The 22,201-nt window shown below is 65.7% G+C and carries 19 protein-coding genes and 2 pseudogenes; 10 read left to right on the top strand and 11 right to left on the bottom strand.

Annotated elements, in window-relative coordinates; genetic code table 11:
- Window position 1: 1 nt before the first annotated feature.
- Together CYFUS_RS27430 and CYFUS_RS27425 are read left to right on the top strand one after the other, a co-directional pair.
- A complete protein-coding gene (locus CYFUS_RS27430) occupies window positions 2-484 on the top strand; it encodes a hypothetical protein (protein ID WP_095987923.1) in 483 nt (160 codons plus the stop codon).
- Window positions 485-508: 24 nt separating this feature from the next.
- Window positions 509-901, top strand: coding sequence for a hypothetical protein (locus CYFUS_RS27425; RefSeq protein WP_095987922.1), 393 nt, complete (start codon window positions 509-511; stop codon window positions 899-901).
- A gap of 11 nt (window positions 902-912) precedes the next feature.
- Here CYFUS_RS27425 and CYFUS_RS27420 read toward each other — a convergent pair whose 3' ends face one another.
- Window positions 913-1,371 (bottom strand): universal stress protein, encoded by a 459-nt coding sequence (locus CYFUS_RS27420; RefSeq protein ID WP_095987921.1) that lies wholly within the window; start codon window positions 1,369-1,371, stop codon window positions 913-915.
- Window positions 1,372-1,562: 191 nt separating this feature from the next.
- On the opposite strand from CYFUS_RS27420, the gene CYFUS_RS27415 reads away from it, so the two are divergent.
- Window positions 1,563-2,450, top strand: a complete 888-nt coding sequence (locus CYFUS_RS27415; protein ID WP_232536828.1) for an SDR family NAD(P)-dependent oxidoreductase — start codon at window positions 1,563-1,565, stop codon at window positions 2,448-2,450.
- A gap of 27 nt (window positions 2,451-2,477) precedes the next feature.
- On the opposite strand, the gene CYFUS_RS27410 is transcribed toward CYFUS_RS27415, so the two are convergent.
- Together CYFUS_RS27410 and CYFUS_RS27405 are read right to left on the bottom strand one after the other, a co-directional pair.
- Complete coding sequence (locus CYFUS_RS27410) at window positions 2,478-3,074, bottom strand: DKNYY domain-containing protein (RefSeq protein ID WP_157758684.1); 597 nt, start codon at window positions 3,072-3,074, stop codon at window positions 2,478-2,480.
- 275 nt (window positions 3,075-3,349) lie between these two features.
- Window positions 3,350-4,591: a hypothetical protein gene (locus tag CYFUS_RS27405; RefSeq protein WP_095987919.1), complete on the bottom strand. Its 1,242-nt coding sequence runs from the start codon at window positions 4,589-4,591 to the stop codon at window positions 3,350-3,352.
- 994 nt (window positions 4,592-5,585) lie between these two features.
- Between CYFUS_RS27405 and CYFUS_RS27400 the strand changes: the two genes are divergently transcribed.
- Window positions 5,586-7,193, top strand: coding sequence for a cytochrome c family protein (locus CYFUS_RS27400; protein ID WP_095987918.1), 1,608 nt, complete (start codon window positions 5,586-5,588; stop codon window positions 7,191-7,193).
- A gap of 27 nt (window positions 7,194-7,220) precedes the next feature.
- On the opposite strand, the gene CYFUS_RS27395 is transcribed toward CYFUS_RS27400, so the two are convergent.
- On the bottom strand, window positions 7,221-8,108 hold the full coding sequence (locus CYFUS_RS27395; RefSeq protein ID WP_095987917.1) for a LysR family transcriptional regulator: 888 nt from the start codon (window positions 8,106-8,108) through the stop codon (window positions 7,221-7,223).
- Window positions 8,109-8,186: 78 nt separating this feature from the next.
- Here CYFUS_RS27395 and CYFUS_RS27390 point away from each other — a divergent pair, with 78 nt between their 5' ends.
- Together CYFUS_RS27390 and CYFUS_RS27385 are read left to right on the top strand one after the other, a co-directional pair.
- Window positions 8,187-8,978: an SDR family NAD(P)-dependent oxidoreductase gene (locus tag CYFUS_RS27390; RefSeq protein ID WP_095987916.1), complete on the top strand. Its 792-nt coding sequence runs from the start codon at window positions 8,187-8,189 to the stop codon at window positions 8,976-8,978.
- Window positions 8,979-9,162: 184 nt separating this feature from the next.
- Window positions 9,163-10,461 carry a hypothetical protein gene (locus CYFUS_RS27385; protein WP_095987915.1) on the top strand — a complete coding sequence of 433 codons (1,299 nt, stop codon included), beginning with the start codon at window positions 9,163-9,165 and terminating at the stop codon, window positions 10,459-10,461.
- A 42-nt stretch (window positions 10,462-10,503) separates the two neighbouring features.
- Here CYFUS_RS27385 and CYFUS_RS27380 read toward each other — a convergent pair whose 3' ends face one another.
- Window positions 10,504-11,358, bottom strand: coding sequence for an NmrA/HSCARG family protein (locus tag CYFUS_RS27380; protein WP_095987914.1), 855 nt, complete (start codon window positions 11,356-11,358; stop codon window positions 10,504-10,506).
- A gap of 122 nt (window positions 11,359-11,480) precedes the next feature.
- On the opposite strand from CYFUS_RS27380, the gene CYFUS_RS27375 reads away from it, so the two are divergent.
- Window positions 11,481-12,038 carry a TetR/AcrR family transcriptional regulator gene (locus CYFUS_RS27375; RefSeq protein WP_095992256.1) on the top strand — a complete coding sequence of 186 codons (558 nt, stop codon included), beginning with the start codon at window positions 11,481-11,483 and terminating at the stop codon, window positions 12,036-12,038.
- A gap of 178 nt (window positions 12,039-12,216) precedes the next feature.
- Here CYFUS_RS27375 and CYFUS_RS27370 read toward each other — a convergent pair whose 3' ends face one another.
- Complete coding sequence (locus CYFUS_RS27370; protein ID WP_095987913.1) at window positions 12,217-13,122, bottom strand: NmrA/HSCARG family protein; 906 nt, start codon at window positions 13,120-13,122, stop codon at window positions 12,217-12,219.
- 245 nt (window positions 13,123-13,367) lie between these two features.
- Here CYFUS_RS27370 and CYFUS_RS53005 point away from each other — a divergent pair.
- Window positions 13,368-13,517: pseudogene (locus tag CYFUS_RS53005) on the top strand (transposase); the annotation flags it as partial.
- A 188-nt stretch (window positions 13,518-13,705) separates the two neighbouring features.
- Here the strand turns inward: CYFUS_RS53005 and CYFUS_RS27360 are convergent.
- Window positions 13,706-14,461: a DUF5953 family protein gene (locus CYFUS_RS27360; protein WP_095992255.1), complete on the bottom strand. Its 756-nt coding sequence runs from the start codon at window positions 14,459-14,461 to the stop codon at window positions 13,706-13,708.
- On the bottom strand, window positions 14,458-15,165 hold the full coding sequence (locus CYFUS_RS27355) for a DUF6310 domain-containing protein (protein WP_232536827.1): 708 nt from the start codon (window positions 15,163-15,165) through the stop codon (window positions 14,458-14,460). The genes CYFUS_RS27360 and CYFUS_RS27355 overlap by 4 nt, the downstream gene beginning before the upstream one ends.
- A 454-nt stretch (window positions 15,166-15,619) precedes the next feature.
- Between CYFUS_RS27355 and CYFUS_RS27350 the strand changes: the two genes are divergently transcribed.
- Window positions 15,620-17,965 (top strand): recombinase family protein, encoded by a 2,346-nt coding sequence (locus tag CYFUS_RS27350; RefSeq protein WP_095984307.1) that lies wholly within the window; start codon window positions 15,620-15,622, stop codon window positions 17,963-17,965.
- Between the two features lie 26 nt (window positions 17,966-17,991).
- Here CYFUS_RS27350 and CYFUS_RS53000 read toward each other — a convergent pair.
- Together CYFUS_RS53000 and CYFUS_RS27340 are read right to left on the bottom strand one after the other, a co-directional pair.
- Window positions 17,992-18,282: pseudogene (locus CYFUS_RS53000) on the bottom strand (hypothetical protein); the annotation flags it as partial.
- An 841-nt stretch (window positions 18,283-19,123) separates the two neighbouring features.
- The gene (locus CYFUS_RS27340; RefSeq protein WP_095987912.1) at window positions 19,124-20,266 is read right to left on the bottom strand and encodes a PQQ-dependent sugar dehydrogenase; all 1,143 of its coding nucleotides are present in this window, start codon (window positions 20,264-20,266) and stop codon (window positions 19,124-19,126) included.
- 229 nt (window positions 20,267-20,495) lie between these two features.
- Here CYFUS_RS27340 and CYFUS_RS27335 point away from each other — a divergent pair, with 229 nt between their 5' ends.
- Window positions 20,496-21,236: a dienelactone hydrolase family protein gene (locus CYFUS_RS27335; RefSeq protein WP_095987911.1), complete on the top strand. Its 741-nt coding sequence runs from the start codon at window positions 20,496-20,498 to the stop codon at window positions 21,234-21,236.
- A 129-nt stretch (window positions 21,237-21,365) separates the two neighbouring features.
- On the opposite strand, the gene CYFUS_RS51845 is transcribed toward CYFUS_RS27335, so the two are convergent.
- A complete protein-coding gene (locus CYFUS_RS51845; RefSeq protein ID WP_095987910.1) occupies window positions 21,366-22,097 on the bottom strand; it encodes a hypothetical protein in 732 nt (243 codons plus the stop codon).
- Between the last annotated feature and the right edge of the window lie 104 nt (window positions 22,098-22,201).

The raw sequence follows: 22,201 nt of genomic DNA, 5'->3' as shown, positions 1-22,201 counted from the left end.
GATGGTTCTGCTCATGGCTTTGGCGACAACCAGCCTCGGATGTGCCCATACGCAACCGCCAGAGCGCGAAGTCTACGTTATTTCTGAGGATGCGAGCGGAGTGGGGTCCAGCGCCGAAAGCGGAACTGGCGGCGCAGGTGCCGACGCCTATTGTAACGAATTACAAAAGCAGTGCTTCACGAAATGCTGGCGGAGGAAGCCCAGCCTTTCAAGCATTGACAAGCACTCGGAGAAACACCGAAAACACTGCACGAGCGAGTGTCTCAAGGTGTTTATGACTTGTGTCGAGGAGCAGGAGGAACTGGAGAGGCAGGAGTCACAAAAAAAGGAGCTTCATTTCCCAACCATGGATGCCGCGCTCGCCTGGTTGAGGGAACACAAGGCCGAATTGGTGCTTGGAACTGTCGTCATAGTGGGGAGCATGGCTGCCGCTCCTTATGTTATTGCCGTGCTGGGTGGTGCGCTGGTGTTGGCGCCATTGTAGACAGGATGCCGATTGGGTGGAGAAATGGCGTATATCGCGGGACTCGATTTTGAGGACGTTCTCTTTGCCTTGAACCCGTTCATTGATGTTCATGAAAAGGGCTCGAAAGAGAGGGAGGTGCTCAGTATCGCTCAAGCTGCGTTGCTCTACATACGCGACCACGCAAAGGAAGAAGACTTCGCCGAGTACTACAAGACCTTCTCCAATACATCATTCGCCGTCGATGTCGCTCATGAGTTCGCGACACGAGAAGAAGCGGAGCAATGGCTTGCCCTTGGAAAAGCCGAGCACACCGAGCGCGTGAAGATCGCTGGTAAGGGCTTCATGGTCGTTCAAGTGACAGGAAGGCTGGTTTTCATGAGTGCCCCTCTTCCAGAAGAGTTGAAGACGGATGAACAGAGGGGCGACTCCGAGTAGTTGGCGCGCGCCTACTTGGCCGTGGGCACGTGCAGCGTGAGGACGGGGCAGGGGGCCCGGGAGACGACCCGCTGCGCCACGCTGCCCAGCAGCAGGCGCGGCAGACCCCGACGTCCATGGGTGCCCATGACGATGAGGTTGAAGCCGCCCGACTCGGCCACCTGGATCACCGCCGCGGACGGCTCGCCCATCACCAGCTTCTGGGTGAGGTTGCCCACACCCTGGAGGGTGCCCACGAAGTTCTCCAGGGACTGTTTGGCCGCCGCGAGCGCCTCCTTCTCCAGCGGCTGGGGCGTCCAGCCCGGTGCGGCCACGAGGAGATCCGGCGCCACGTACTGGGGTGGCTCCCACACGTGCAGCACTTCGATGGCCGCGTTGAACGGCCGGCCCAGTTCGATCGCATAACCGACGATGGCCTGCGAGCCCTCCATCAAATCCACCGGCACGAGGATGCGAGTAGGCGTGCTCATGGACGTCCCTCCGGGTGTGCCTGTCCTCCATCAGGGAGGGGGCCCTTCTCAATCTACTCCTGGGTACGACTCGGAGTGAACGCAATGTTGCCACTTTCGACTGGCAGGGAGGACCTCCAGGCAGGCGAGGGGCCTGCACCCGGGAGGCGTGCGCACTAGCTTTCCCATCTGCCCGAGCCAAAGAGGAGCCCATGCGTCCACCAATCGATTCCGGCACCGTGCTCATCACGGGTGTCTCGTCGGGAATTGGCCGCGAACTCGCCCGTCAGCTCGCCAGGAGGGCGAGGACGCTCGTGCTCGTCGCCCGCAGCGGCGAGCGGTTGGAGACCTTGCGAGAGGAGTTGCTCGCGCTCAATCCCACACTCGGGGTGTGGGTGGAGCAATGTGATCTCTCCCAACCGGAGCACGTGGACACGTTGTTGGATTCGCTGCGCCGTAACCTCATCCGGGTGGACGTGCTGGTGAACGACGCGGGCATGGGGGACTACGGCCTCTACGAGCAGGAGAGCTGGCCGCGCATCCATCAGATGGTGCAGGCGAACATGACGGCGCCCCTGTTGCTGACGCACCGGTTGGTGCGGCGCATGGTGGAGCGCAAACGGGGAGGCATTCTCAACATCGGCTCGGGCGGGGGGAGCGTGTTCGTGCCGGGCCTGGCCGTCTACGCCGCCACCCAGCGCTTCCTGGATGGTTTCACCGAGGCGCTGCGGTTGGAGCTGCTGGGCACGGGGGTGGTGGTGACGCAGGTGGCGCCCGGGCCCGTGGACACTGGCGGCGACGAGGCGGCACAGCCTCCGGAAGGCCCGTTGGCGGCGTGGCTGCGCATCCCGGTGGCCCGGTGCGCGAGCGAGGCGCTCGCCGGCTTCGAGCGCGCCGAGCCCCTGGTGTACCCCGGTCGGGCGCACCGGTGGATGATGCGGCTGGCCGCGCTCATGCCCCGGAGGATGAAGCGGGCCGTGTGGCTGTCCGCCGCGAGACGGCTGCGCTACGGCACCGCGCTGCTGGGGCCCTCGCACCCGGAGTCCGCTCCGGGGCTGCTGCTGGCCGGTGGGCCCGGGAACGTGCGCGACGAGGCCTAGCGCGAGGGGAGGGTAGAACACAGCGTCTCACCGGGTGCGCTCTTCGGCCGCTTCTTCGTCGCTGATGAATACGCCGTTTTCCATGCGGCCGCGCTCTTCCAGGCGGTAGTGGGCGTTCTTGTCCTTCGCCATCGTTCCGTCCTTCGCGACCAGCTCGAAGGTGTCGGGGTCGGCTCCCTCGATAAGCCGGCCAACGCCATACACGGACCTTCCGTCCGTCCCGTAATAGGGGCCAAGAAGCCGGAACTTCGAAGCGTCGACACCCGGTAGGGCGCTGGCGCCGTAGAACACCGTGCCCTTGTCTTTCGACCAGTACGAGTTCCCGGTCGGAATCGTGAAGCTGTCACGGTCGGCACCATGGATTCTTTTCTCATGGAAATAGATTCCATTCTTGTCTTCACCGTACCCGTGATGGCCCCTCCTCATTTCCTTGAAGGTCGCGGCGTCCGCACCCACCACCTCGGACGAGCCGATTCCCGCCGCGTGATAAAAAACCCTTCCATTCTTGATTTCGTAGCTGTTGTTGAAAATGGAGGTGAGAAAGCCACCAGCGACAGCCATGACGACGACACCCACGAGGACGAGCACGCCCATGGCCAGAAAAACGAGCTTGATCAAACTCATGAAGCCCAACTTAGCTTGGGCCACCGTCAGCTCGTAGCGAAACGCGAGGCCCGAGAGGACGTCGGGTGGAGGACTGGTGGGCCGGGGCGAGGCTCCTCCGAAGGTACCCCAAGGCGGCGCACAGTCCTGGCGGCCCCCTGCTTGAAGTAGCCATTGAGGGCGTTGGCACGGTTGTGCTGTTCGACGAGATACGGGGGCCAGGCCGCGTCCGCGAGCACCTGGTGCCTGGCGCCCCCTCTCGACGCGCCAATACGGCAACGCGCCGCCGTTCGGGCTCAATGCACCAGGGAGACAACCTGGCAGAGGGACACCCGCACGTTCTCCAGCGAGCCCACGGCGATGTACGCCCGGTAGTCGTAGCTGCCCGGAGGTGTCGAGCCGCGACGGAAGACGACGTTCCACTTGTGGGTCGCATTGGCCGGTCTGCCGCTGTCGGGGAAGGCGAAGCGCCCGTAGCCGGAGCCGGACAGCCCGGACTGTGGCAGGTCCGGCGACCAGGCCCCCATCGCCGCCGTCCCGTCCGGCGTCGACAGCACCACCGGCAGTCCCTGCTCTCCAGGTCCCGCGGACAGGGGCGCGAGCTGACAGGTGCTCGGGTTGAAGGTGTAAAAGGCGGAGAACTCCCCGCCCAGGTAGCCGGTGGGCGCTTCGACCACCATCGAGCCGAGCGTCTCGGGAACGGTGACCAGGGTGAGGAACTCGATGACGTGGCTCAGGCCGCCGTAGCCCACCGTCACCTGCTTGTTGAGGGTGTAGTTGGAGAGCGCGGTGGTGTTACGGGCGCCGCCGCAGGGCCCCGCGCCCGATTCCTGTCCGGGCAGCAGCCAGAAGGCGGCCTTGGACTGCGTCCTATACACGCTGCCCGAGGCGCTGACGCCCTGGAGCAGGCTGGTGGAGGTGGCATTCAGCCCGTCGTACTCCCCGCCCGCCTCGGTGGGGTTGTAGCACTCGCCCCAACCGTTGCCGGAGAGCGCCATCTGGAGCTGGCGGCCGTGGTCCCACGAGCTGATGAACTCGCGGCCGCCCCAGTAGAGGCTGTCCACCGCGCCCGCCACCCGGTTGGAGCCGCCCACGGCGATGATGTCGTTCTTCACCGTGTACCGGCCGTCATAGGCCCCCACGGACACGCCCACCCGCCCTTCCGACCGTCCATGGTTCAGGTAGTGCTGCAGCGCCGCGCTACAGTCGCCGCCGAAGGCGCTCTTCAGGTCCGGGTAGATCTCCAGGTACTGCCGGGTGTGGAAGAGCGGGTGGGCGCGGCGGCACTCACTGATGCCGGTGCTCTGCCAGTGGTTGCGCGCCCCCTGCTCGGTGACGATCCCCGCCTGCAGCAGGTCGGCATGGGCGTTGAGATAGAAGCGCCAGTTGAAGACGTCGGAGGCGAAGATGTCTCCGGTGATGGCCTGCGTCCTGGTCACTGGCCCGGACTCTTCCCTCGCGCCGCCTGGCATCTCGCCACAACCCAAGGCCACGAAACTCAGCACCACTCCCAGGCCCAGCCCTGACTTCTTCCGCATAGCGGTATCTTCCTCGTTCGATGATTCGACCTTGAATCCAGTGTGCCAGAATACTGGAATTCGTGATGAGCTGGCTAGAACAGTTTCCGTACAGCCACGGGTTGCTGGCCGGCACGAACGAACTCACACGTCGGCAGACGCGCGGCCTGGAAAGGGTGCCGGGCGAGCACGGCCGCCACGAGCAGCAAGCTGTTCCCTGGACTGCCGCCCCTGGAGCGTGGCAGAACTTCCGTTGCCGCTCCGCACCGCGCACGGACGTGCTGGCCCGTGCTTCAGAGGCGATTCCTGGATTCTATCCAGACGACATCACCATAATCCCCGCTGACACCAATCACCTGGCTGAAGAAGCGCCATTCCCCCCTCCGCACGCCAACCACCGTCGTGCACTGTCCGGAGTTGGAATGCATGATGGCGGCTGGATGGGGCGAAACCCTGGTGTGTCGAGATCAGAGGGCGGCACACTGACGATCAGGGGAATCGTGGAGAGGAATCCAAAGGGATCTTCCATGAACGCGCTATTCTTGTCGCCCTGCATGGTGCGCCTCCCGCGCTCGTCACGTGTCCTGACTGGGGGAGCGCGGGGGAATGCGGATGTGACGAAGCCTGGAGGCCCTCGCTCCCCAGCATCCCCTCCACCTGGCAGCCGCCCACCTCCTCGCCCGACCGGGCCACGTCCGCGGCCTTCCTCGCTCCCCTCCGCTCCACATTGAGGGCATTGGCACGGATGTGGCGCCAGGGTGCGAGCCCGCGCCTCCTGCTGGAGGGCCGAGAAATGTCGAGCCACGCGTCTGGCTGCTCGTGCCCGGCCGGATCATGTGATTTCCGAGACATTGATTGCATGTATTGACTCGTACTACTGGAGTGGGTGGTGAGATGCGGCCTGGGTGCTCATACTCGCCAACGAACCTCGATGTCCGCACGCCATAGGAGACACATGGCGAAGCAATTCATTACCCAGGCCAATCCAATCGATTGGCCAGGAAGGAACATCCTCATGTCCTCACTTCCCGTTTCACTCGGGCGTCTGGTGCTCCCGGGGCTCCTCATGCTCGGAGCTTGCGTCAACCGTCCCACCAACCAGGAACAACCGGCGGGCACCGAGTCCCAGAAGGTGCCTCCGGTGGTCAAGGCTCCTTCGACCGCTATCCGCGCTCCGTGGTTCTCGTGCGGCGGCACCCAGAACATCCAGTTCGGCCCCAGCATCCCGCCGGATATGAGCAATGTCACCAGCCAGTTCGACGCGAACTGCTTCGCCTGGGCGGAGTTCATCGCCCTGAACTGGCCGGCCGCCGCCATGGGTGGAACGACAGACGCTTTCTTCGGCTCACCCGGCGATCTCGGAACGGTCCAATGGCAGACGTTCATGAGCAAGCAGCAGCTCTTCCCACCGGAGGGGGGGACTCCCCCTTCATGGGGCACACCGCAAAGCATCTCGGAGGACTGTCTGGCCGAGGCGAACGTCAGCTCCCAGCAGGCCAGATCCATGCTGGCGCTGAACGTGGTCTCGAAGTTCGAGACCCAGTTCACCTCGGGGAGCGGCAATCAGGCGTTCCCGCTCGATCTCCCCTCATGGCTGGGGGCCGCCAATGGCACCAACGTCTGGTACGACGTCCGGGTCAGCCAGCCTGAATACGCGTACATCGTCGAGAAGAGGCTCTTCAACGCGGCCAACCAACAGGCCCTGGTGGACGGGGGGACGGGTAGCCCCGTGGTGAACCCAATGGGCTCCTGGCAGTCGAATACCATAGGTGCCATGGAGATGAAGGCGGCGTGGATGGAGGTGCCCAATCCCCAGGACAACCGGTGGAATGCGTACAAGCTTTCCCCAGCGGTGGTGGTGGATCCGACGACCCAGAAGTGCCGGGCCACCACGGTGGCACTGGTTGGCTTTCATATCATCCACAAGACGGTCTCCCAGCCCACCTGGATATGGGCGACCTTCGAGCATGTGAACAACGCGCCCGATCACGGCGCGGATCCCGGGACGACGAGCTGGAACTTCTACGATCCCCAATGCAGGCCGCGGACGATCGAGCTGGACGAGTCGTGCTCGGTGGATGGTCGCACCTCGGTCACGGTGGACTGTACGCCGAACGTGTCCCCTCCCTACTGGCTCGGCGAGGGTTGCCCCGCTCCCGTCCCCATCCAGGTGACCCGGCTGACACCCATCGATCCGGTCGCGCGGGCCACCAACCAGACCATCCAGACCGCGATCGCCCGGAACTACCCGGACTCCGTCTGGAAGAACTACGTGCTGGTGAACACGCTCTGGTCCAGGACGCCAGGTCCAAATCCCACGACGCCCGTCAAGACCCCGCTGCCCTTCACCGGTGCGACTCCGCCCCTCAACGTCCCCATCGCCAACACGACAATGGAGACGTACCTCCAGACGGGCACGCCGGACGAGGCGAGCAACTGCATCAATTGTCACAAGAACGCGAGTATCGCCGGGGACTCGGGGTGGGCTTCCGACTTCAGCTTCCTCTTTGGGCTGGCGAGCGAGCCGCCGCCGCCCGGCAAGCCGCTGAAGCTCAGGAGCCTCGTACCAGGTGGACCGCAGAAGGTGGTGTACCCACCGACGATGCGGCGGATTCTCCGCTGAGTGCCAGAAGGAGGCTGCCCGGGCATTTCAACGGCGGGTCATGAAGTCGATGAAGGAGCGCACCGCTCCAGTGAGCTGGCGGCGGCTGGGATAGGTGAGGTAGAAGCCATCGAATCGCGGCGACCACGTTTCCAGCACCCGCACCAGCTTGCCCTTCACGAGGAGCGGCTCGACCGAGTCGTCGATGGTGTACGCGAGACCTGCTCCGTCTTGTGCGGCGCGCAACTGGACGGCGAGGTTGTCGACCACCAACGTGCCGTCGACGGGCAGGCTCACGTTCTTGCCGCGCCGCTCGAATTCCCAACGGGTGGCGATGCCATCGGGGCGCCGGGTGCCGATGCAGCGGTGATGCTTGAGCTCGAACGGGGTCTGCGGCGTGCCGCGCGTCCGGAGGTACTTCGGTGATGCGACGACGTAGACCTGCCGACGGCCGCCGAGCCTGAGCGCGACCATGTCCTTCTCGAGGCGTTCCCCGAGCCGCACGCCGAGGTCGTAACCGCCGCCAGCGAGGTCGACCGTCGAGGAGTTCACGCTCAGCTCGACCTTCACTTCGGGATGGCGGTCGAAGAATTCGCCGAGCACCGGTGCAATCAACGACACCGCCGCCGAGTGTGCGGAGTTGATCTTCACCGTGCCTACCGGCCGGTCGCGGAAGTCTTCGACGACGAGCACTGCCGCATCGAGCTCGCGCAGCGCCGGCCTCAGTCGCTGGAGCAGGTGGAGGCCGGCTTCGGTCGGACTCACGCTCCGCGTGGTGCGGTTGAGGAGCCGGACGCCCAAGCGCGTCTCGAGTCGGCGAACGGTGACGCTGAGGACCGGGGCCGTGGTGCGGAGTTCCTGCGCGGCGCGCGCGAAACTCCGGTGCGTTGCGACGGCCTCGAAGGCCGAAAGGTCAGCGAATTCGGGTCCGCGCATTCATTCGTCCTCACGAAAGACAGTCATTCGTGGCGTGCATCTTCCAGAGCCGACGTGCCGGACGCAAATTCAGCGCCCATGAACATGGAACTTCAGGGGAAGCGGGCATTGGTGACGGGCTCCACTTCGGGGCTCGGCGAAGCCATCGCGAAGCAACTGGCGGCGGAGGGGGTGACGGTCATCGTGCACGGCCGCGACGCGACACGGGCCAGACAGGTGGTCGAGGCCATCGGCGCCGCTGGTGGACGCGCGGAGATGGCCCTCGGAGACCTCTCCACCGACGCGGGGGCCGATGCGGTGCGCGCGGCGGTGGAGGGGGATATCGACATCCTGGTGAACAACGCCGGCGGCTACGAACATGTGGGATGGCTGAAGGCGACGCCGGAGCAGTGGGCCGACGTGTGGCAGCAGAACGTGATCTCCGGCGTGCGGATGATTCGGCACTTCGTTCCCGGAATGCGGGCGCGTGGTTGGGGCCGGGTCATCACCATCGGCGGTGGACTCGCGACACAGCCGGCGCCGACGCAGCCGCACTACAACGCGACGCTCGCGGCCCGGCACAACCTCGCGGTCTCGCTCTCGCGTGAGCTCGCGGGAAGTGGCGTGACGTCGAACGCGGTCGCTCCCGGGGCGATTCGGGTGCCAGCGATCGAGGGCTTCATGCGGCACGTGGCCGAAGCGCACGGTTGGGGCACGCAGTGGGACGAGATCGAGCGCGCCGCCGTTCGTGAATTCATTCCCAACGACGTGGGTCGTCTGGGCCGGCCGGAAGAAGTGGCGGATGCGGTGGTGTTCCTGGCGAGCCCTCGCGCGGCGTACGTGACCGGTGCGGTGTTGCGCGTCGACGGCGGGACCATTCGCAGCGTGTGAAGGGCCAAGACTGCGCGCCGCACCGGACAGGCTCCCATTCTCCAATACGGCGAGAAACATGCGCAGATCGTCCCTCGAGAGCGTCGTGCCCATAAAAAATCGTACAGCCGCTGTACGTTGATTTTGATTCCGTTCCAGCCCCTCGTGGCCCATCTTCGCCTCATCAATGGAAAGGAAGCTTCGAATGAAGAATCAACCTGGATTCACACGCCTCTCCTCGCTTCTCAAGACAACACTGGCCTTGTTCATGGCCTTTGCCTTCAATGCCAATGCGGCTCCCTTCGTTGACACCTTCGACCAGTTCAACTCGTCGATCTGGAGCTGCGAGTACTCCTGCCCGACTGTCTCCGGCGGCACCGCGAAGTTCTATGTGAAGAAGGGGATTGCACCCGACAACATGGGCTCCTGGTCGAAGATCCGCTACAAGCCCAAGCGCTTCACGTCGGGAACCTTCAAGGTGCGCTTCAACCTGTCGCACCGTCCCGAGGGTGCCGTGTGGTGGGGCATCGCGCTGTGGGACAATGGTCCCACCTCGGACAAGAAGAGCTTCCACGAAATCAACTTCGGCTACACGACCAACCAGTCTCTCTCCAACACGCAACTCCTTTTCGAGAGCGCGAAGCTTGGAAAAGCCTTGTCCCTGCCGATCGACACGGGGGTCGATCTCTACGACGGGCAATACCATGAGGCCTCCCTGGAGTACGATGCGGACCATGTCTCCCTCTTCTTTGACGGGAGGCTGCTGCGGACCATCACCGACAAGACCTTCATTCCAACCGACCCGATGGATTTCATCATTGGCCCGCGGCTCGTCACGGGCTCGGCGCCCCTGGTCAAGGACTTCACCGAGACCGTCGATTGGACGGAGATTTCAGACGTCGTGATGACGCCTTCGCTGCCGGACACCGACAACTCCCTGATCACACCTGTCCAGAATGGCTCCTACACCTCGAATCAGGGCGTCCCCATCCGCTTCTCCGCCAGTCCCGCCGTGGCGCGCATCGTGTTGTACTTCTCGGACTCGTATGTGGATTTCGCCACCCTGTCCCCCCCGTTCACCCACACGTGGTATCCCCCCACGGTGGGCAACCACGTGCTCAAGTATGAGACCTACGACAGCGCCCGGAACTTCCTTGGCCGCGGCACGCGAAACATCACGGTGACCAGCTCCTCCCAGGTCTATTTCACGAGCCCCAGCCTGTACCACGACATCGTGCGTGGCACGCTCCACGCCGCGGTGGTCGCGAGCGATCCCTCCCGGGGCACCCAGGACGGAGATGGCATCCAGAACGTGCTCTTCGAGTTGATCAAGGACAACACCGTGGTGTCCTCCCGACTGGAAGGACTGGCTCCCTATGACTGGTACCTCGACACGGAGGCCCTCGCCAACGGCGTCTACACCCTGAGGGCAACGGCGACGAGCACGGCCGCCGCTGGCGGTGATGTGAACACCGTGTCGCTCCCCATCACGCTCCAGAACTGAGCGCACCACGGCGGGCCCGAGGGGGCGTGACGGCGGTTGACGTCACGCCGTCTGCCGCAGCCAGGCCTCGAAGGTGAGCAGGTCGGGCACGAGCTGGCGGAGCGCCGCCACGTCGGCCCCGCCGGTCATGCCTCTGCGGTCGGCGAGGTCGGTCAGGCGGCGCATCACGTCGTTGGCGGCCAGCACCTCGGCCGGGAAGCGCGCGTAGCTGGCCTCGATGCCGCGGGCGCGGCCGAAGAGGGAGGCGATGGCGGGGCCCGTCAGTTCATCACCGACCAGCTCGAGGGTCTGGCCGAGGTGGCGCGCGGGGTCGGCGAACACGCGCGCGACCAGTCGGCCAATGTCGGCGACGGCGATGAGCTGGAGCGGCTGCTCGGGACGCATGATGAAATGGAAATGCCCCTGCGTCAGCCCGAGGTGGGGCTCGAGCAGCAGCTCCATGAACGCCGCGGGCCGCACGATGGTCGCCGGCAGGCGGCTGCGCCGGATGTGCTCCTCGATGCGCCACTTGCTCTCGAAGTGCCCGACCCCCGTGTCCGGCCCCAGCCACGCCACCGAGGAGTAGACGAGGTGCGCGACTCCCGCTCGGCCGGCGGCGTCGGCGACGGCGATGCCCAGGCGCTCCTCTTCCTCATCCGTGACGCCGTACTTCTGCTGGCCCGAGCTGGGCTGGACGCTGAAGACGCCGTACGCCCCCGCCATCGCCGCGGCGAGCGCGCCGGCATCGCCCATGTCACCCGCCACCAGCTCCACCCCCTCGAGCGCTCGCGCCCGCGGGCTCGCCGGATCGCGCACCAGCGCTCGCACCCGCCAGCCGTCGCGCACCAGCGCCCGCGCCGTCGCGCCCCCCTGCTGCCCCGTCGCCCCCAGAACCAGGATTGTCCTCGTCTCTGCCATGGTCGCTCCCTCGTGTAGTGCTAGGAACGGAAGGTGACTCCGGTTAAATACGGAGGAACCCTCCGGAAAATGCTCCGGTTGAATACGGAGGGACCCTCCGGTTCGCAAGGGAGATGAACGAGATGGAGAAACGTCCCGAAGAGCGCCCCCTGCGGGCCGACGCCGCGCGCAACCGGGCGCGGCTGCTGACCGCCGCCCACGAGGTCTTCTCCGAGCGTGGCGCCGACGCCTCGTTCGAGGACATCGCCCGGCACGCGAAGGTCGGCATCGGCACGCTCTACCGGCACTTCCCCTCGCGGGAGGCGCTGCTGGCGGCCTCGTGCGACGAGCGTCTGCTGGAGATCGCGCGGGCGAGCCAGTCACGCGAAGGGGAGGAGGGCGACGCGGCCGAAGCGCTGGCGAGCTACATCGAGCAGCTCGTCACCTCGGCGGGCCTCTACCGCGGGCTGGCCACCTCGATTGGAGTGGTGCTGCGGAGCGGCACGCCGGGCTGCCACGCGACAACGCAGGAGGGTGAGCGGCTGCTGGCTCGGGCGAAGCGAGAGCGCGTCATCAAGCGCGACGTCCAGCTCGACGATGTCGTCTGCATCGTCACCGCGGTCGCCCTGGCCGCCACGGGCGACCCGGCCCGCATCCGGCGCCTGATCGCGATGTTCTTCGATGGCATGAGGTGCGCCTGACCTCGGCTCTCGACAGCCGAGGCGCATTGCCGAGTGCCAGGGCCGCCGTGTCGCGCGGCTTTGGGTCTCCGGAACCTTCGGAGGAGTCCAGTCGAGCCGTCCGGGCCGCGAGGCATGGCGCGCAGGGTGGCACCGAGTAACACCCCTCCACCTGGACATCACCTCCTGGAGGGGAGCTTCATCGTGCCTGAGTCGGAGGCAGAACTTTCATGATGTCTCCCGCGTAACCCGCTGCAAGCCATTGCTCGAAGGTCAGCAAACCGGGATACAACGCGCGCAGTGCCGGAAGGTCCGCATGGCCCGTCAGCTTGCCATGGGTCATCGCCTGCAAGAGGCGGGCGAGCATCGGGCTCTGTGCAGCGGCTTCGGCTGGAATCTGTTGGTAGGGCACGTGCCGGCCCGTCGCTCGGCTGATCTTCGCCGCGATGTCGTTGCCCGAGAGGGCATCGCTCGCGATATCGAGGGTGCGGCCCAAGCTGGGGGTTGGATCGACAAGCAGCTTCGCCGCGATGGCGCCGACATCCTGGACCGCGATGAACTGGACGATCTGGTCCGGCGCCCCGAAGAACGTCGCCACGCCGTGGCGCAGGCCAAAATAAGGAGACAGCAGGAGTTCCATGAACGGCGCCGGCCGCACGATGCTGAACGGCACGCCGCTCTGACGAAGATACTGCTCGATCTGCCACTTGCTCTTGTAGTGGCCGAGGCCGAGGTCGGGACTCGCACCGATGGTTGAGCTGTAGAGCAGGTGCTGCACACCGGCCCGCCTGGCGGCGTCGATCACGGCAATGCCGAACCGCACCTCATCGTCGTCGGTGAGCCCGTATTGGGCATCCGCGGAGCTGGGCAGTGCCGTGAAGACCCCGTGGACGCCGCTCATGGCCCGTTCGAGGGAAGCAGCTTCTCCGAAGTCGCCACGCACCAGCTCGACCCCCAGAGCTGCCAGCTCGCGCGCCTTGCTGCTTTGCTCGTCCCGCACCAATGCCCGAACGCGCCGGCCCTCCGACACCAACGCCCGTGCGGTTGCGCCGCCCTGCTGTCCGGTCGCCCCCAGCACCAGCACCGTCTCACTCTTCTTTGCCATGATCGTCCCTACAAGTGGAGGATTGCTCCACTTGAAATACGGAGGTAGTCTCCACTTTGCAAGCAATGATTTGAAGCGAGGCATTCCACGACGACCGACCCGCCCCTGAGAAAGGGGCCACGTACCGGGGCAGTCCGCGTCCCAGCTCGCCTGCCTCCGCACGACCCGCTGCTCGCGGCCGTGGTGGGCAAGTCGGAGCCCCAGAAGCAGCCCTTGGCCAGCCCGAGCACACTCAACCGGCTGGACAGGAGGACCGCTTCTTCCACGGCTACTACGGCAACTACTGCTACCTGCCGCTCTACATCTTCGCCGGCGACTTCCTGCTGTGCGCCAGGCTGCGCACCGCTGACCTCGACGCCGCCGCGGGCTCGCTGGAGGAAGTGCAGCGGCTGGTGTGCTCCGTCTCCCGCGAAGAGCGCAAAGGCACTCCGGTGCGGGCGTACCGGGAACTTCGCTACCGCACGCTTACGTCCTGGATGTGGGAGGCAGGGGGGGCCCCGTACAGTCACCCTCGGGAACGTCACCTTCCCCGAGGGGAATGCGAAGGGGCCCTGAGCACGGCCAGCGCGAGCCGTGCCGAGTCTCAAGGGGTGGAGCGTCCGCCAATCTCCGGGAAGCGCTCGTAGGCCCGTTTAAGCGCGTCCAGGTGGGCAGGGTTGTCGAGGTCGAGCGGCGCATCGGTGAGCTGCACGACCCACCCGCCCGTCGCGGTACGCCGTGAGCGTGACAGTAGCTCCGCGTCGCGGGCCGGGTCCGGAAAGCCGAGAGCCCGTGCGGTAGCGGACGACCAGTAATTCAGCCACCCGAGGTGATGTGGAATCACTGGCGAGCGAATGTGCGAGGGAAGATTGAGCGCTGGAAGCCCCCGGGGCGGAGCATGGGGCTGCTCCACCGAATGACGAACCTGCTGCGCCATCTCCGCCGCAACTCCGTTCGGCAGCACGCGCCCCCAAAATGCGCGCGCCCCTTCCGCCATTCCTTCCAGCACATTTGCTGCTGCTGCGATCGCGGGCTCGCCTAGTGGCAGTTTTGCATGCACTTCAAACTGGTCCTGACCGCCTGCGCTGATGAGCCCTGATCTTCCCATTCCCCAAGCTGTCACGGGGTAATTCTCGTCCCCGTTGCACAGAAGGGGAAATCCCCCGTCCTCAATGCCTTTTACGAGCCACGCGTCGCGCTGCGGCAAGGCGATGGGTCGCCCGCTTTCGGAGAGCTGCCACTCCAGGCGCAAACCGGGGAGCGCCTTTTCCATTCCATGGATGCTATTGAGCGCGCGGCGGTCGTTTCCCAAAAGCGCAGGCGCGTAGGCAATGAAAATGAGTGTCCTCCGCCTAGTCATCGCTTGCACCCTGTAACAACAACATTGAGAGTGAGATCTTCATCGAGTAGCGCGGATTTGTGCGCTTCGGTGCTTACCCCAACGACATAACCATATCCACATGTCGCCGCAGCTTTTCGCTGCTTTTCTATTTGGATCATCTCTTTCTTGATTTCCTTGTCTTGGATGAAGTCAGGGTACGTGTCGAACCGATGAGTCTTGATTTCCCACAGCACACGCACGCCGACTTGCAGCGCATCGAAGCTCACACCGTCCACGAGCACGTCCATTCCGGGATAGCGGTTGGGCGGAAACTGATCGGCGCACTTGTTATGCGCGTCATCCTTGCCCTCGTGCGGCACCGGGATGGGTTCGCACCTGCGGCGACGCTCTCGCTCCAAAGCCTCGGGTGGCTCCAGCGGCGGGAAAAAATCCGGCCCCTTGGGCTCCGGCTTGGGCCCTTTTTCCGGCGAGGTCTCCTGCGGGGCGGGCTTCGTTACAGGCACGGGCCGCGCTTCCGGCACGGGCTTCACTTCAGGCACCGGCTGCGTCTCCGGCACCGGCAGCGTAGGCGGCCGAACCTGGGGACGGCCCCTCTTCTCGTAAGCCTCCAGGGCCTCTTTGATGGCGAAGCCCACCACCACCACGCCCGCCACAACTACCGCGCCCACCACGAGCTCCGGCGCCGCGAGGACGCAGAAACCCATCTCAAAAGACCCCGTCATGGACGCAGCCGCCGTTAGATTCGGTGAGCATCACCCACCCGCTCCATCCATTCGCAGGCCGTGAGCTTGCGCTGCTGGGGTACCAGCGCAAGCTCGGCCGCCCCTGTGTCCGCGTGCTCTTCCCGGACGGACATCCGGCGTTGCTTCCTGTTGACTGGACCAACCTACGCCCCCGGCCACCGCCGCTCAAGGTCGGTAGGAAGTGTCCAAAGCTGCACCCGGGCGCACTGCGCGAACTACGCGCCCTCGTCGATGACCTAAGCAACAGGTCCGATGGGAAAGGCCAAGAGGCCAGCGCGGCGCACGAGCGGCACCGGGAGTCCGCCCCGGGCGGGCTCACCCGGAGCGCTCTACGCCGCACTCCCGGAACCGATGAAGCACGAGTGGCTCGGCGTCGTGGCCAGCGTGCTGCTGAAGGCCCTGGCAAGGCCCCACTCCCGACGCGAGGCATGCGATGAGCGAAAAGGTTCGGCCGAAGCACCTGGACAGGCCGGCGCTGGTGTACATCCGCCAATCCACCCTGATGCAGGTCCATGAGCACCAGCAGTCGACCGAGCGACAGTACGACCTGGTCGAGTTCGCCAAGAAGCTTGGTTGGGATGCCGCTCGGATAGAGGTCATTGATGAGGACCTCGGCCAGAGTGGCACCAGTGCCGCTCAGCGCGCTGGCTTCCAGCGGCTGGCCGCCGACGTCAGTCTTGGGAAGGTGGGGGCCATTTTCTCGCTGGAGGTGTCGCGCCTGGCGCGCTCCTCTGCCGACTGGCACCGACTGATGGACCTGTGTGCACTGTCGGACACGCTCATCGTCGACGAAGAGGGCATCTATGACGCCAGCGACTTCAACGACCGGCTGGTGCTCGGCATGAAGGGAACCATGAGCGACGCCGAGATTCACCTCATGCGCCAGCGGCTGCGGGGTGGCATCCTGCACAAAGCGAAGAAAGGCGAGCTGGCCTTCCCCCCACCAACAGGCTACGTCTTCGACAACGGCGCTCTCGTCCTCGACCCAGACGAACAGGTGCAAAAGGCCATACGCCTTCTGTTCGAGCGCTTCCGCCTGGATGGCAGCGTGGCCCGCGCCGTACGTTATTTCACCCGCCATGGGCTGCTCTTCCCCTCGCACCATGCCCATCGAGACGGCCACGCCGAAATCCAATGGCACCCGCTCACCACCCACCGCGCGCTGACCATTCTGCGCAATCCCACCTATGCAGGTGCCTACGCGTGGGGACGAAATCGCGAGCGGTGTGCCCTCATCGATGGAGCGGTGCGGTGCAAGCAAGAGAAGCTCGCCGCGCCCGAGCAGTGGCAGGCCTTCGTGAAAGACGCCCACCCGGCGTACATTACCTGGGAGGAGTACACGGAAAACTTGAAGCGCATCGAGGAGAATGCGACTCGCATCCCTGGAGTCTACATGCGCGGTGCGGCTCGCAGTGGCAAGGCGTTGCTGCAGGGACTCGTCCTCTGCGGCAGGTGTGGACGGAGGATGCACTCGAGCTTTCCCGTTGCCAGTACCCCAGTCTACGAGTGCATCCGGACTGAATACGGTGAAGGCCGCTGCTGGTCCACCGGCGCTCGCCGCATTGACGACAAGGTAGTTGAGACCTTTCTCGAGGCGATGGCCCCGCCCGAGTTGGACCTCTCGCTCGCCGTCCTCAAGGAGGTGGAGCGACAGGCCAACAGCCTGGCCCGGCAGTGGAAGCTGCGTCTGGAGCGGGCGCGCTACGAGGCCCAACGCGCCGAGCGCCAGTACAATGCCGTCGAGCCGGAAAACCGAATCGTCGCACGCACGCTGGAGGCGCGTTGGAACCAGAAGCTCCAGGAGCTTGCTCAGGTGGAGCAAGAGTACGAGGAGGCCAAAGGCAAGCAGAAGCTCGAGCTGTCGGCCCAGGACAAGAAGGCCATCCTCGCGTTGGCGCGAGACCTGCCAGGGCTGTGGAACGCCCCCACCACCACCACCGTGGACAAGAAGCGGATGCTTCGGCTCCTCATCCAGGATGTCGTGCTTTCGCCAGTGGACGCGCCTGAGCGAGCAGTCCGCATCCGCATTCTCTGGAAGACGGGGGCCATCAGCGAGTTGCAGACACCCCGGCCCACCGCGGCGGATTCCCGCAAGGCGCCCGAGCCAGTCATTGCTGTCGTGCGTGAATTGGCCGGCAAGAAGTACAGCGACCCGCAGATAGCGGCTGAGCTCAACCGGCTTGGCCTGAAAAACAGCCTGGGCCGTGCCTTCACGAGCACGACCGTGGGGCCGCTTCGCCGAGGACACGCAATCCGCGCGGGGCGCCCCCCTGGGGTGTCCGCCAGTCCCCTGCCCGAGCAAGATGAGCAGGGGCGCTATTCCATGCGGGGTCTGATTTCGCGCTACGGGGTATCGGCTCCGATGGTCCGCTACTGGGTGAAGCAAGGGCGTATCACACCGGTGCGCGACAAAAAGAGGGGTGCTTTCTGGTTCGAGATGACGCCCGAACTGCAATCGCTGCTGGCCATGGCGCGCAGTCGTGGCTACAGACCAGGAAGGCAGCCGGGCCGCTCTGGCAACCCGCGATTGCCAGCGCGCCTCCCAGATGGCCGTTACACCACCCGTGGGCTCATTGAGAAATACGGGGTTTCTGAAAGCACGGTGCGTTACTGGGTGAAGGCCCACATCCTCACTCCCGAGCGCGATCTGCCAGGGGGGTTTTTGTGCTTCCGGCTGACCCACGCGCACGAGCGGCGCATCAAGGAGGCTCTCGCCAGAGGACGGAGCGCACGAACTCGCAGACAACGCCACCGTAGTCACCCCCATTCCAACGAATAGAGGTATTTCAATGCAGGCTCCCAGACCCCGAGCCCCATGGCCGCGGCGCCCGCGGAGGCCAACGCGCATCGTCCCGTGAGGTCGTGAAACTCGAGCCGGTCATGGTCGAGGGCCTGATAGCACCGCTCCGCCAGCACGGGCCAGGGCTCGGAAGCTTCGCGGACGGCGCACCTCCCCCCGTCCGTCCAGGGCAGCTTCGCCGCTCGCTGGAGGTTGGCGAGCCTCGGGTCTCGGGCCGCTGGCTCTCTTGGGCCAGGCGCTGACGTAGCGCAGGCGGAAACGTAGAGCAGCAGGGCAATCCACGCTCGGAAACGCATGGCTACATCCTCCGATGAAGTCAGGACCTGGCGGGTCCTGGTGGGGCTGTTCGGAAGATGCCACCCCGTCCCGACAGCAAGGGACGAGCACGCGGGGGGAGCGGCAGAGGGGCAAGGTGCAGCAGCCGCAACTCGAGCCAGGGGGGCGTGCCAATGCAGCCAACAGCTCACTCGGGCCCGTGGAGGGCTCCCAGGACGCGAGGTTGCCGGGCCTGTGGAACGGTGAGGCGCGAACCAGGGGCGCGCGAGAGGGCTCCAGCGGCGCGGCTGCTGCGGCTCGGGGCAGGTGGAGGGGGGCACACACGGCAGTCGCAGCTCGGGCCTGTGGGCGCGCGCTCGCGGACGGTGTCGGAACAGGGACCGCTTGCCCGTGACTGGAGGGGGGCCGGGTACCCAGGCCGCTCGCGCCTCGACTTATCCCTCCTATCCCTCCAGCATCGCCCCGTTTGAGCCCTCGCAGCCGTTCGAGCCGATGCCCCTGCCGCAGGGTGGGACGGGACGGGATGACGAACCCGAGGAGAATCAAGGTGATAGCGGGTAACAGCGCGTCCTGCTTAGGGTTTTCTATCGCCTCGTTCACGGGTTCGATTCCCGCCGCCTCCACAGCAAGGGATGTCGCAAGGCCCCGGATTTCTCCTCGGACATCGCGGGGCTTTCGTTTTGGGCCGAGGCCGCGAAGGGGCAGCCGGATGAACTGGTCGCGCTCGAAGGCCAGCAGGCAGCCGCCGAGGGCGGCACGGCTCCACGAGACAGGAGGGTGCAGTCCCGAGTTCCGCACCCAGGTGAGGCCATCACCCAGGTGCGAGTCGAGCCACCCCCTCCGTCTCGGAGCGCGGGTGGATCAGGGGGCGGGACGCAGCCGCAGGAGCTTGCCCTGGGAGCCGCTCTGGCCGTCCTGGAGCAGCCAGATGCTGCCGTCCGGACCCTCCTCGACCTCGCGGATGCGGCTGTTCATGTTCCACTGGTCGCCCTTGGACGCCGAGGTGCCGTTCAGGTCGACGCGCACCAGCGACTGGCTGGACAGGCCGCCGATGAACAGGTCGCCCTTCCACTCCGGCCAGAGCTTGCCCGAGTAGACCATCAAGCCGCCGGGCGAGATGACGGGGTTCCACCACACCTTGGGAGCCTCGTAGCCGTCGCCCGCGCGGTGGTCGGGGATGTCACGGCCGTCGTAGTGGCTGCCGTTGGAGGCGTTGGGCCAGCCGTAGTTGAGGCCGGGCTGGATGAGGTTCACCTCGTCGCCGCCCTGGGGACCCATCTCCTGCTCCCACAGGTTGCCGCTCGCGTCGAAGGCGAGGCCGAGCAGGTTGCGGTGGCCATAGGACCAGACGGCGGGGTGGAAGCCCCGGGCGGCCAGCGGGTTGCCCGCGGCGGGGGTGCCATCGTCATTGAGGCGCAGCACCTTGCCGAGCGTGGCGGTGGGATCCTGGGCGGGATCGAACTTCTGCCGATCTCCGTTGGTGAAGAACAGCTTGCCGTCGGAAGAGAAGGCGATGCGGCCGGAGAAGTGGCCATCTCCGCTCACATACGGCGTGGCCCGGAAGATGACCTGCACGTTGGCCAGTGAGGGCGAGGTGCCGTCGGTGAAGGTGCCCCGCGCGAGCGCCACGCCCTTGCCGCTCGAGCGCGACTCGGAGTAGCTGAAGTAGACGAGCCGGTTCTGCGCGAACTGGGGATGGAGCACCACGTCCATCAGTCCGCCCTGACCCGCGCTGGACACGGCGAGCGTGCCGGTGACGGTCTTGCGCTGCGTTCCGTCCGCCGAGACGAGGTGGAGCGTTCCCGCCTTCTCGGTCACCAGCATCCGGCCGTCCGGCAGGAAGGTCATCGCCCAGGGCGAATTGAAATCCGCGACCTCGGTGATGGAGAAGCCCGCGGCGATCGCCTCGGAGCGGCTCTCCGGGCTGTCGGGGTCGGCGCTCGTCGCGTCGCCGCAGGCGGCGAGAAAGGCGAGGGAGAGCAATGATGAACGAAGAGATGGCATGATGGGAACTCCCGCAAAGGTGGAGAGCCACGCTATAACGGACCCGCACGCTCCGTAGGTGACAAAAAAGCCAATCGCCATCGAGACAACACACGGTTGAACAGACGACACACGGGGCCTGATATGGGGCACCTGGCGTCACGCGGATGACCGACGATTCCAGGCATGAGCGGCGCCCTGTTTCTTCCTGACACCCACCCCCTCTTGTTCAACCCCGAGGTATCATTCCATGCCCGTGCAATCGATTGACATCCAGACTGCCGACGGAACGATGGACGCGAAGCTGTTCTCCCCCGAGGGCCAGGGCCCATGGCCGGGCGTGGTCATGATCTCGGACGCCGGGGGCACCCGTCCCGCGTTCGAGGCGATGGCGCAGCGGCTGGCGTCGGAGGGCTACGTGGTGTTGCTGCCCCACGTCTACTACCGCGAGGGCCGCGCGCCCCTGCTGGGTCAGGGCTCGATGGCGGACGAGTCCTTCCGCAAGCGAGTCTTCGCGCTCCTCGCCACCCTGACGCCCGAGCGCATCCTGACGGATGCTGCCGCGGAGGTGGGCTTCCTCACCTCGCGGCCCGAGGTGAAGAGGGGAGGCATTGGCGTGGTGGGCTACTGCATGGGCGGCGCCGTCGCCATGCGCATGATGGCGGGCTTCCCGGAGCAGGTGGCCGCGGCGGCCTCGTACCACGGCGGACACCTGGCCACGGATGACCCGCGGAGCCCGCACCTGCTCGCGGACAAACTCCGGGGCGAGCTCTATTTCGGCCACGCCGACAAGGATGTCTTCATGGAGGCCGCGTCCATCGCCCGGCTGGAGGAAGCGCTGAAGAAGGCGGGCGTCACCTTCCAATCCGAGCTCTATGAGGGCTCGGGCCATGGCTTCGCCGTGAATGGCTCGCCGGCCTTCACCCCTCAGGCCTCCGAGCGGCACTGGAAGACGATGCTCGCGCTGTTCGGCCGCACCCTGCGCGTCTGACGCTTCGGGTTGTCTTCATCGGCTGGAGTACGCCACGCCCACGCCACCGTAGAACGAGCGGGGTGGGGTGGGCCACCGGCACCCAGGGCCGGCGAGCGGGAGGGGGCGCCGGGGGCCAGACTCGTCCGGTCAGATGTCGCCGGAGAAGTCTCCCTTGAGCTTCACGGTGGCGTCGCGCTCGCAGCTCACGTCCAGGGAGATGGCCCAGTTGGGCGTGGTACGGACGAGGGTGGCGCTACCCGCCCAATCACCCCCGGGGCAGTGGACGCCCGCGTTGTTGTAGTTGATGGACACGCGGGAGTCCGGCAGGGTGATGGCCTCTCCCAAGGTGACGGTCCGGTCGATCTCGACACTGACGTGCATGTAGTCGCCGTCTGAGCCACACTTGTCCGAGTTGTCCTCATACGTGAGGGAGAACTCGAGGGTGTCACCGCAGCTCGAGGGCGGGGTGCAGTAGGTGAGCCCGGAAGAAACCCCCTCGTAGTACTCGCCCGTGATCGCGGGCTCCGCGATGTTCCACGCGCAGGTGGGCTTCAGCGGGCGGCAGCACGCGGTGCTGCCGTCTCCACACTTGTCCGTGTGGCAGGAGACGGGGTTGGTGGTGGTGCCCGACGCACAGGCCTGGGGCGAGACGGCGTCCTTGCCCGAGCGCGTGCAGAACGCGACCCGATTGCCGTCACAGAAGGCGGTGTTGGGCGTGCAGCTGAAGTCACCGCTCGCGGCCGGACCCTGGGGACCTTGAGGACCCTGGGGACCTTGAGGACCCTGGAGGCCGGCGGGACCGGCGGGACCGGCGGGGCCCTGCGAGGTGCAGGCAGAGAGGGAGAGGAGAACCGCGAGCGACAGACAACGAAGGGACATGGATGGAGTCTCCGGATGTGCGCGGGTGCACCGCGCGTGTGTGAGGGGATGGACTCATCCGTGTGAAGGGAAATTTTTGCGCTTTTTATTTTTTCTCGAATTCC

Source organism: Cystobacter fuscus (assembly GCF_002305875.1).
GTDB classification, from domain to species: Bacteria; Myxococcota; Myxococcia; order Myxococcales; family Myxococcaceae; genus Cystobacter; species Cystobacter fuscus_A.
The sequence above is the reverse complement of the archived record's forward strand: the minus strand, read 5'-3'. Positions and strand labels throughout refer to the sequence as shown.

What these genes read in the sequence shown, in the direction of transcription:
- CYFUS_RS27415 (WP_232536828.1), top strand. Translation starts at nt 1,563, where the DNA reads ATGCGTCCACCAATCGATTCCGGCACCGTGCTCATCACGGGTGTCTCG.
- CYFUS_RS27390 (WP_095987916.1), top strand. Translation starts at nt 8,187, where the DNA reads ATGAACATGGAACTTCAGGGGAAGCGGGCATTGGTGACGGGCTCCACT.
- CYFUS_RS27385 (WP_095987915.1), top strand. Translation starts at nt 9,163, where the DNA reads ATGAAGAATCAACCTGGATTCACACGCCTCTCCTCGCTTCTCAAGACA.
- CYFUS_RS27410 (WP_157758684.1), bottom strand. Translation starts at nt 3,074, where the DNA reads ATGAGTTTGATCAAGCTCGTTTTTCTGGCCATGGGCGTGCTCGTCCTC.
- CYFUS_RS27420 (WP_095987921.1), bottom strand. Translation starts at nt 1,371, where the DNA reads ATGAGCACGCCTACTCGCATCCTCGTGCCGGTGGATTTGATGGAGGGC.
- CYFUS_RS27380 (WP_095987914.1), bottom strand. Translation starts at nt 11,358, where the DNA reads ATGGCAGAGACGAGGACAATCCTGGTTCTGGGGGCGACGGGGCAGCAG.
- CYFUS_RS27375 (WP_095992256.1), top strand. Translation starts at nt 11,481, where the DNA reads ATGGAGAAACGTCCCGAAGAGCGCCCCCTGCGGGCCGACGCCGCGCGC.
- CYFUS_RS27360 (WP_095992255.1), bottom strand. Translation starts at nt 14,461, where the DNA reads ATGACTAGGCGGAGGACACTCATTTTCATTGCCTACGCGCCTGCGCTT.
- CYFUS_RS51845 (WP_095987910.1), bottom strand. Translation starts at nt 22,097, where the DNA reads ATGTCCCTTCGTTGTCTGTCGCTCGCGGTTCTCCTCTCCCTCTCTGCC.
- CYFUS_RS27350 (WP_095984307.1), top strand. Translation starts at nt 15,620, where the DNA reads ATGAGCGAAAAGGTTCGGCCGAAGCACCTGGACAGGCCGGCGCTGGTG.
- CYFUS_RS27370 (WP_095987913.1), bottom strand. Translation starts at nt 13,122, where the DNA reads ATGGCAAAGAAGAGTGAGACGGTGCTGGTGCTGGGGGCGACCGGACAG.
- CYFUS_RS27400 (WP_095987918.1), top strand. Translation starts at nt 5,586, where the DNA reads ATGTCCTCACTTCCCGTTTCACTCGGGCGTCTGGTGCTCCCGGGGCTC.
- CYFUS_RS27335 (WP_095987911.1), top strand. Translation starts at nt 20,496, where the DNA reads ATGCCCGTGCAATCGATTGACATCCAGACTGCCGACGGAACGATGGAC.
- CYFUS_RS27355 (WP_232536827.1), bottom strand. Translation starts at nt 15,165, where the DNA reads ATGACGGGGTCTTTTGAGATGGGTTTCTGCGTCCTCGCGGCGCCGGAG.
- CYFUS_RS27395 (WP_095987917.1), bottom strand. Translation starts at nt 8,108, where the DNA reads ATGCGCGGACCCGAATTCGCTGACCTTTCGGCCTTCGAGGCCGTCGCA.
- CYFUS_RS27425 (WP_095987922.1), top strand. Translation starts at nt 509, where the DNA reads ATGGCGTATATCGCGGGACTCGATTTTGAGGACGTTCTCTTTGCCTTG.
- CYFUS_RS27430 (WP_095987923.1), top strand. Translation starts at nt 2, where the DNA reads ATGGTTCTGCTCATGGCTTTGGCGACAACCAGCCTCGGATGTGCCCAT.
- CYFUS_RS27405 (WP_095987919.1), bottom strand. Translation starts at nt 4,591, where the DNA reads ATGCGGAAGAAGTCAGGGCTGGGCCTGGGAGTGGTGCTGAGTTTCGTG.
- CYFUS_RS27340 (WP_095987912.1), bottom strand. Translation starts at nt 20,266, where the DNA reads ATGCCATCTCTTCGTTCATCATTGCTCTCCCTCGCCTTTCTCGCCGCC.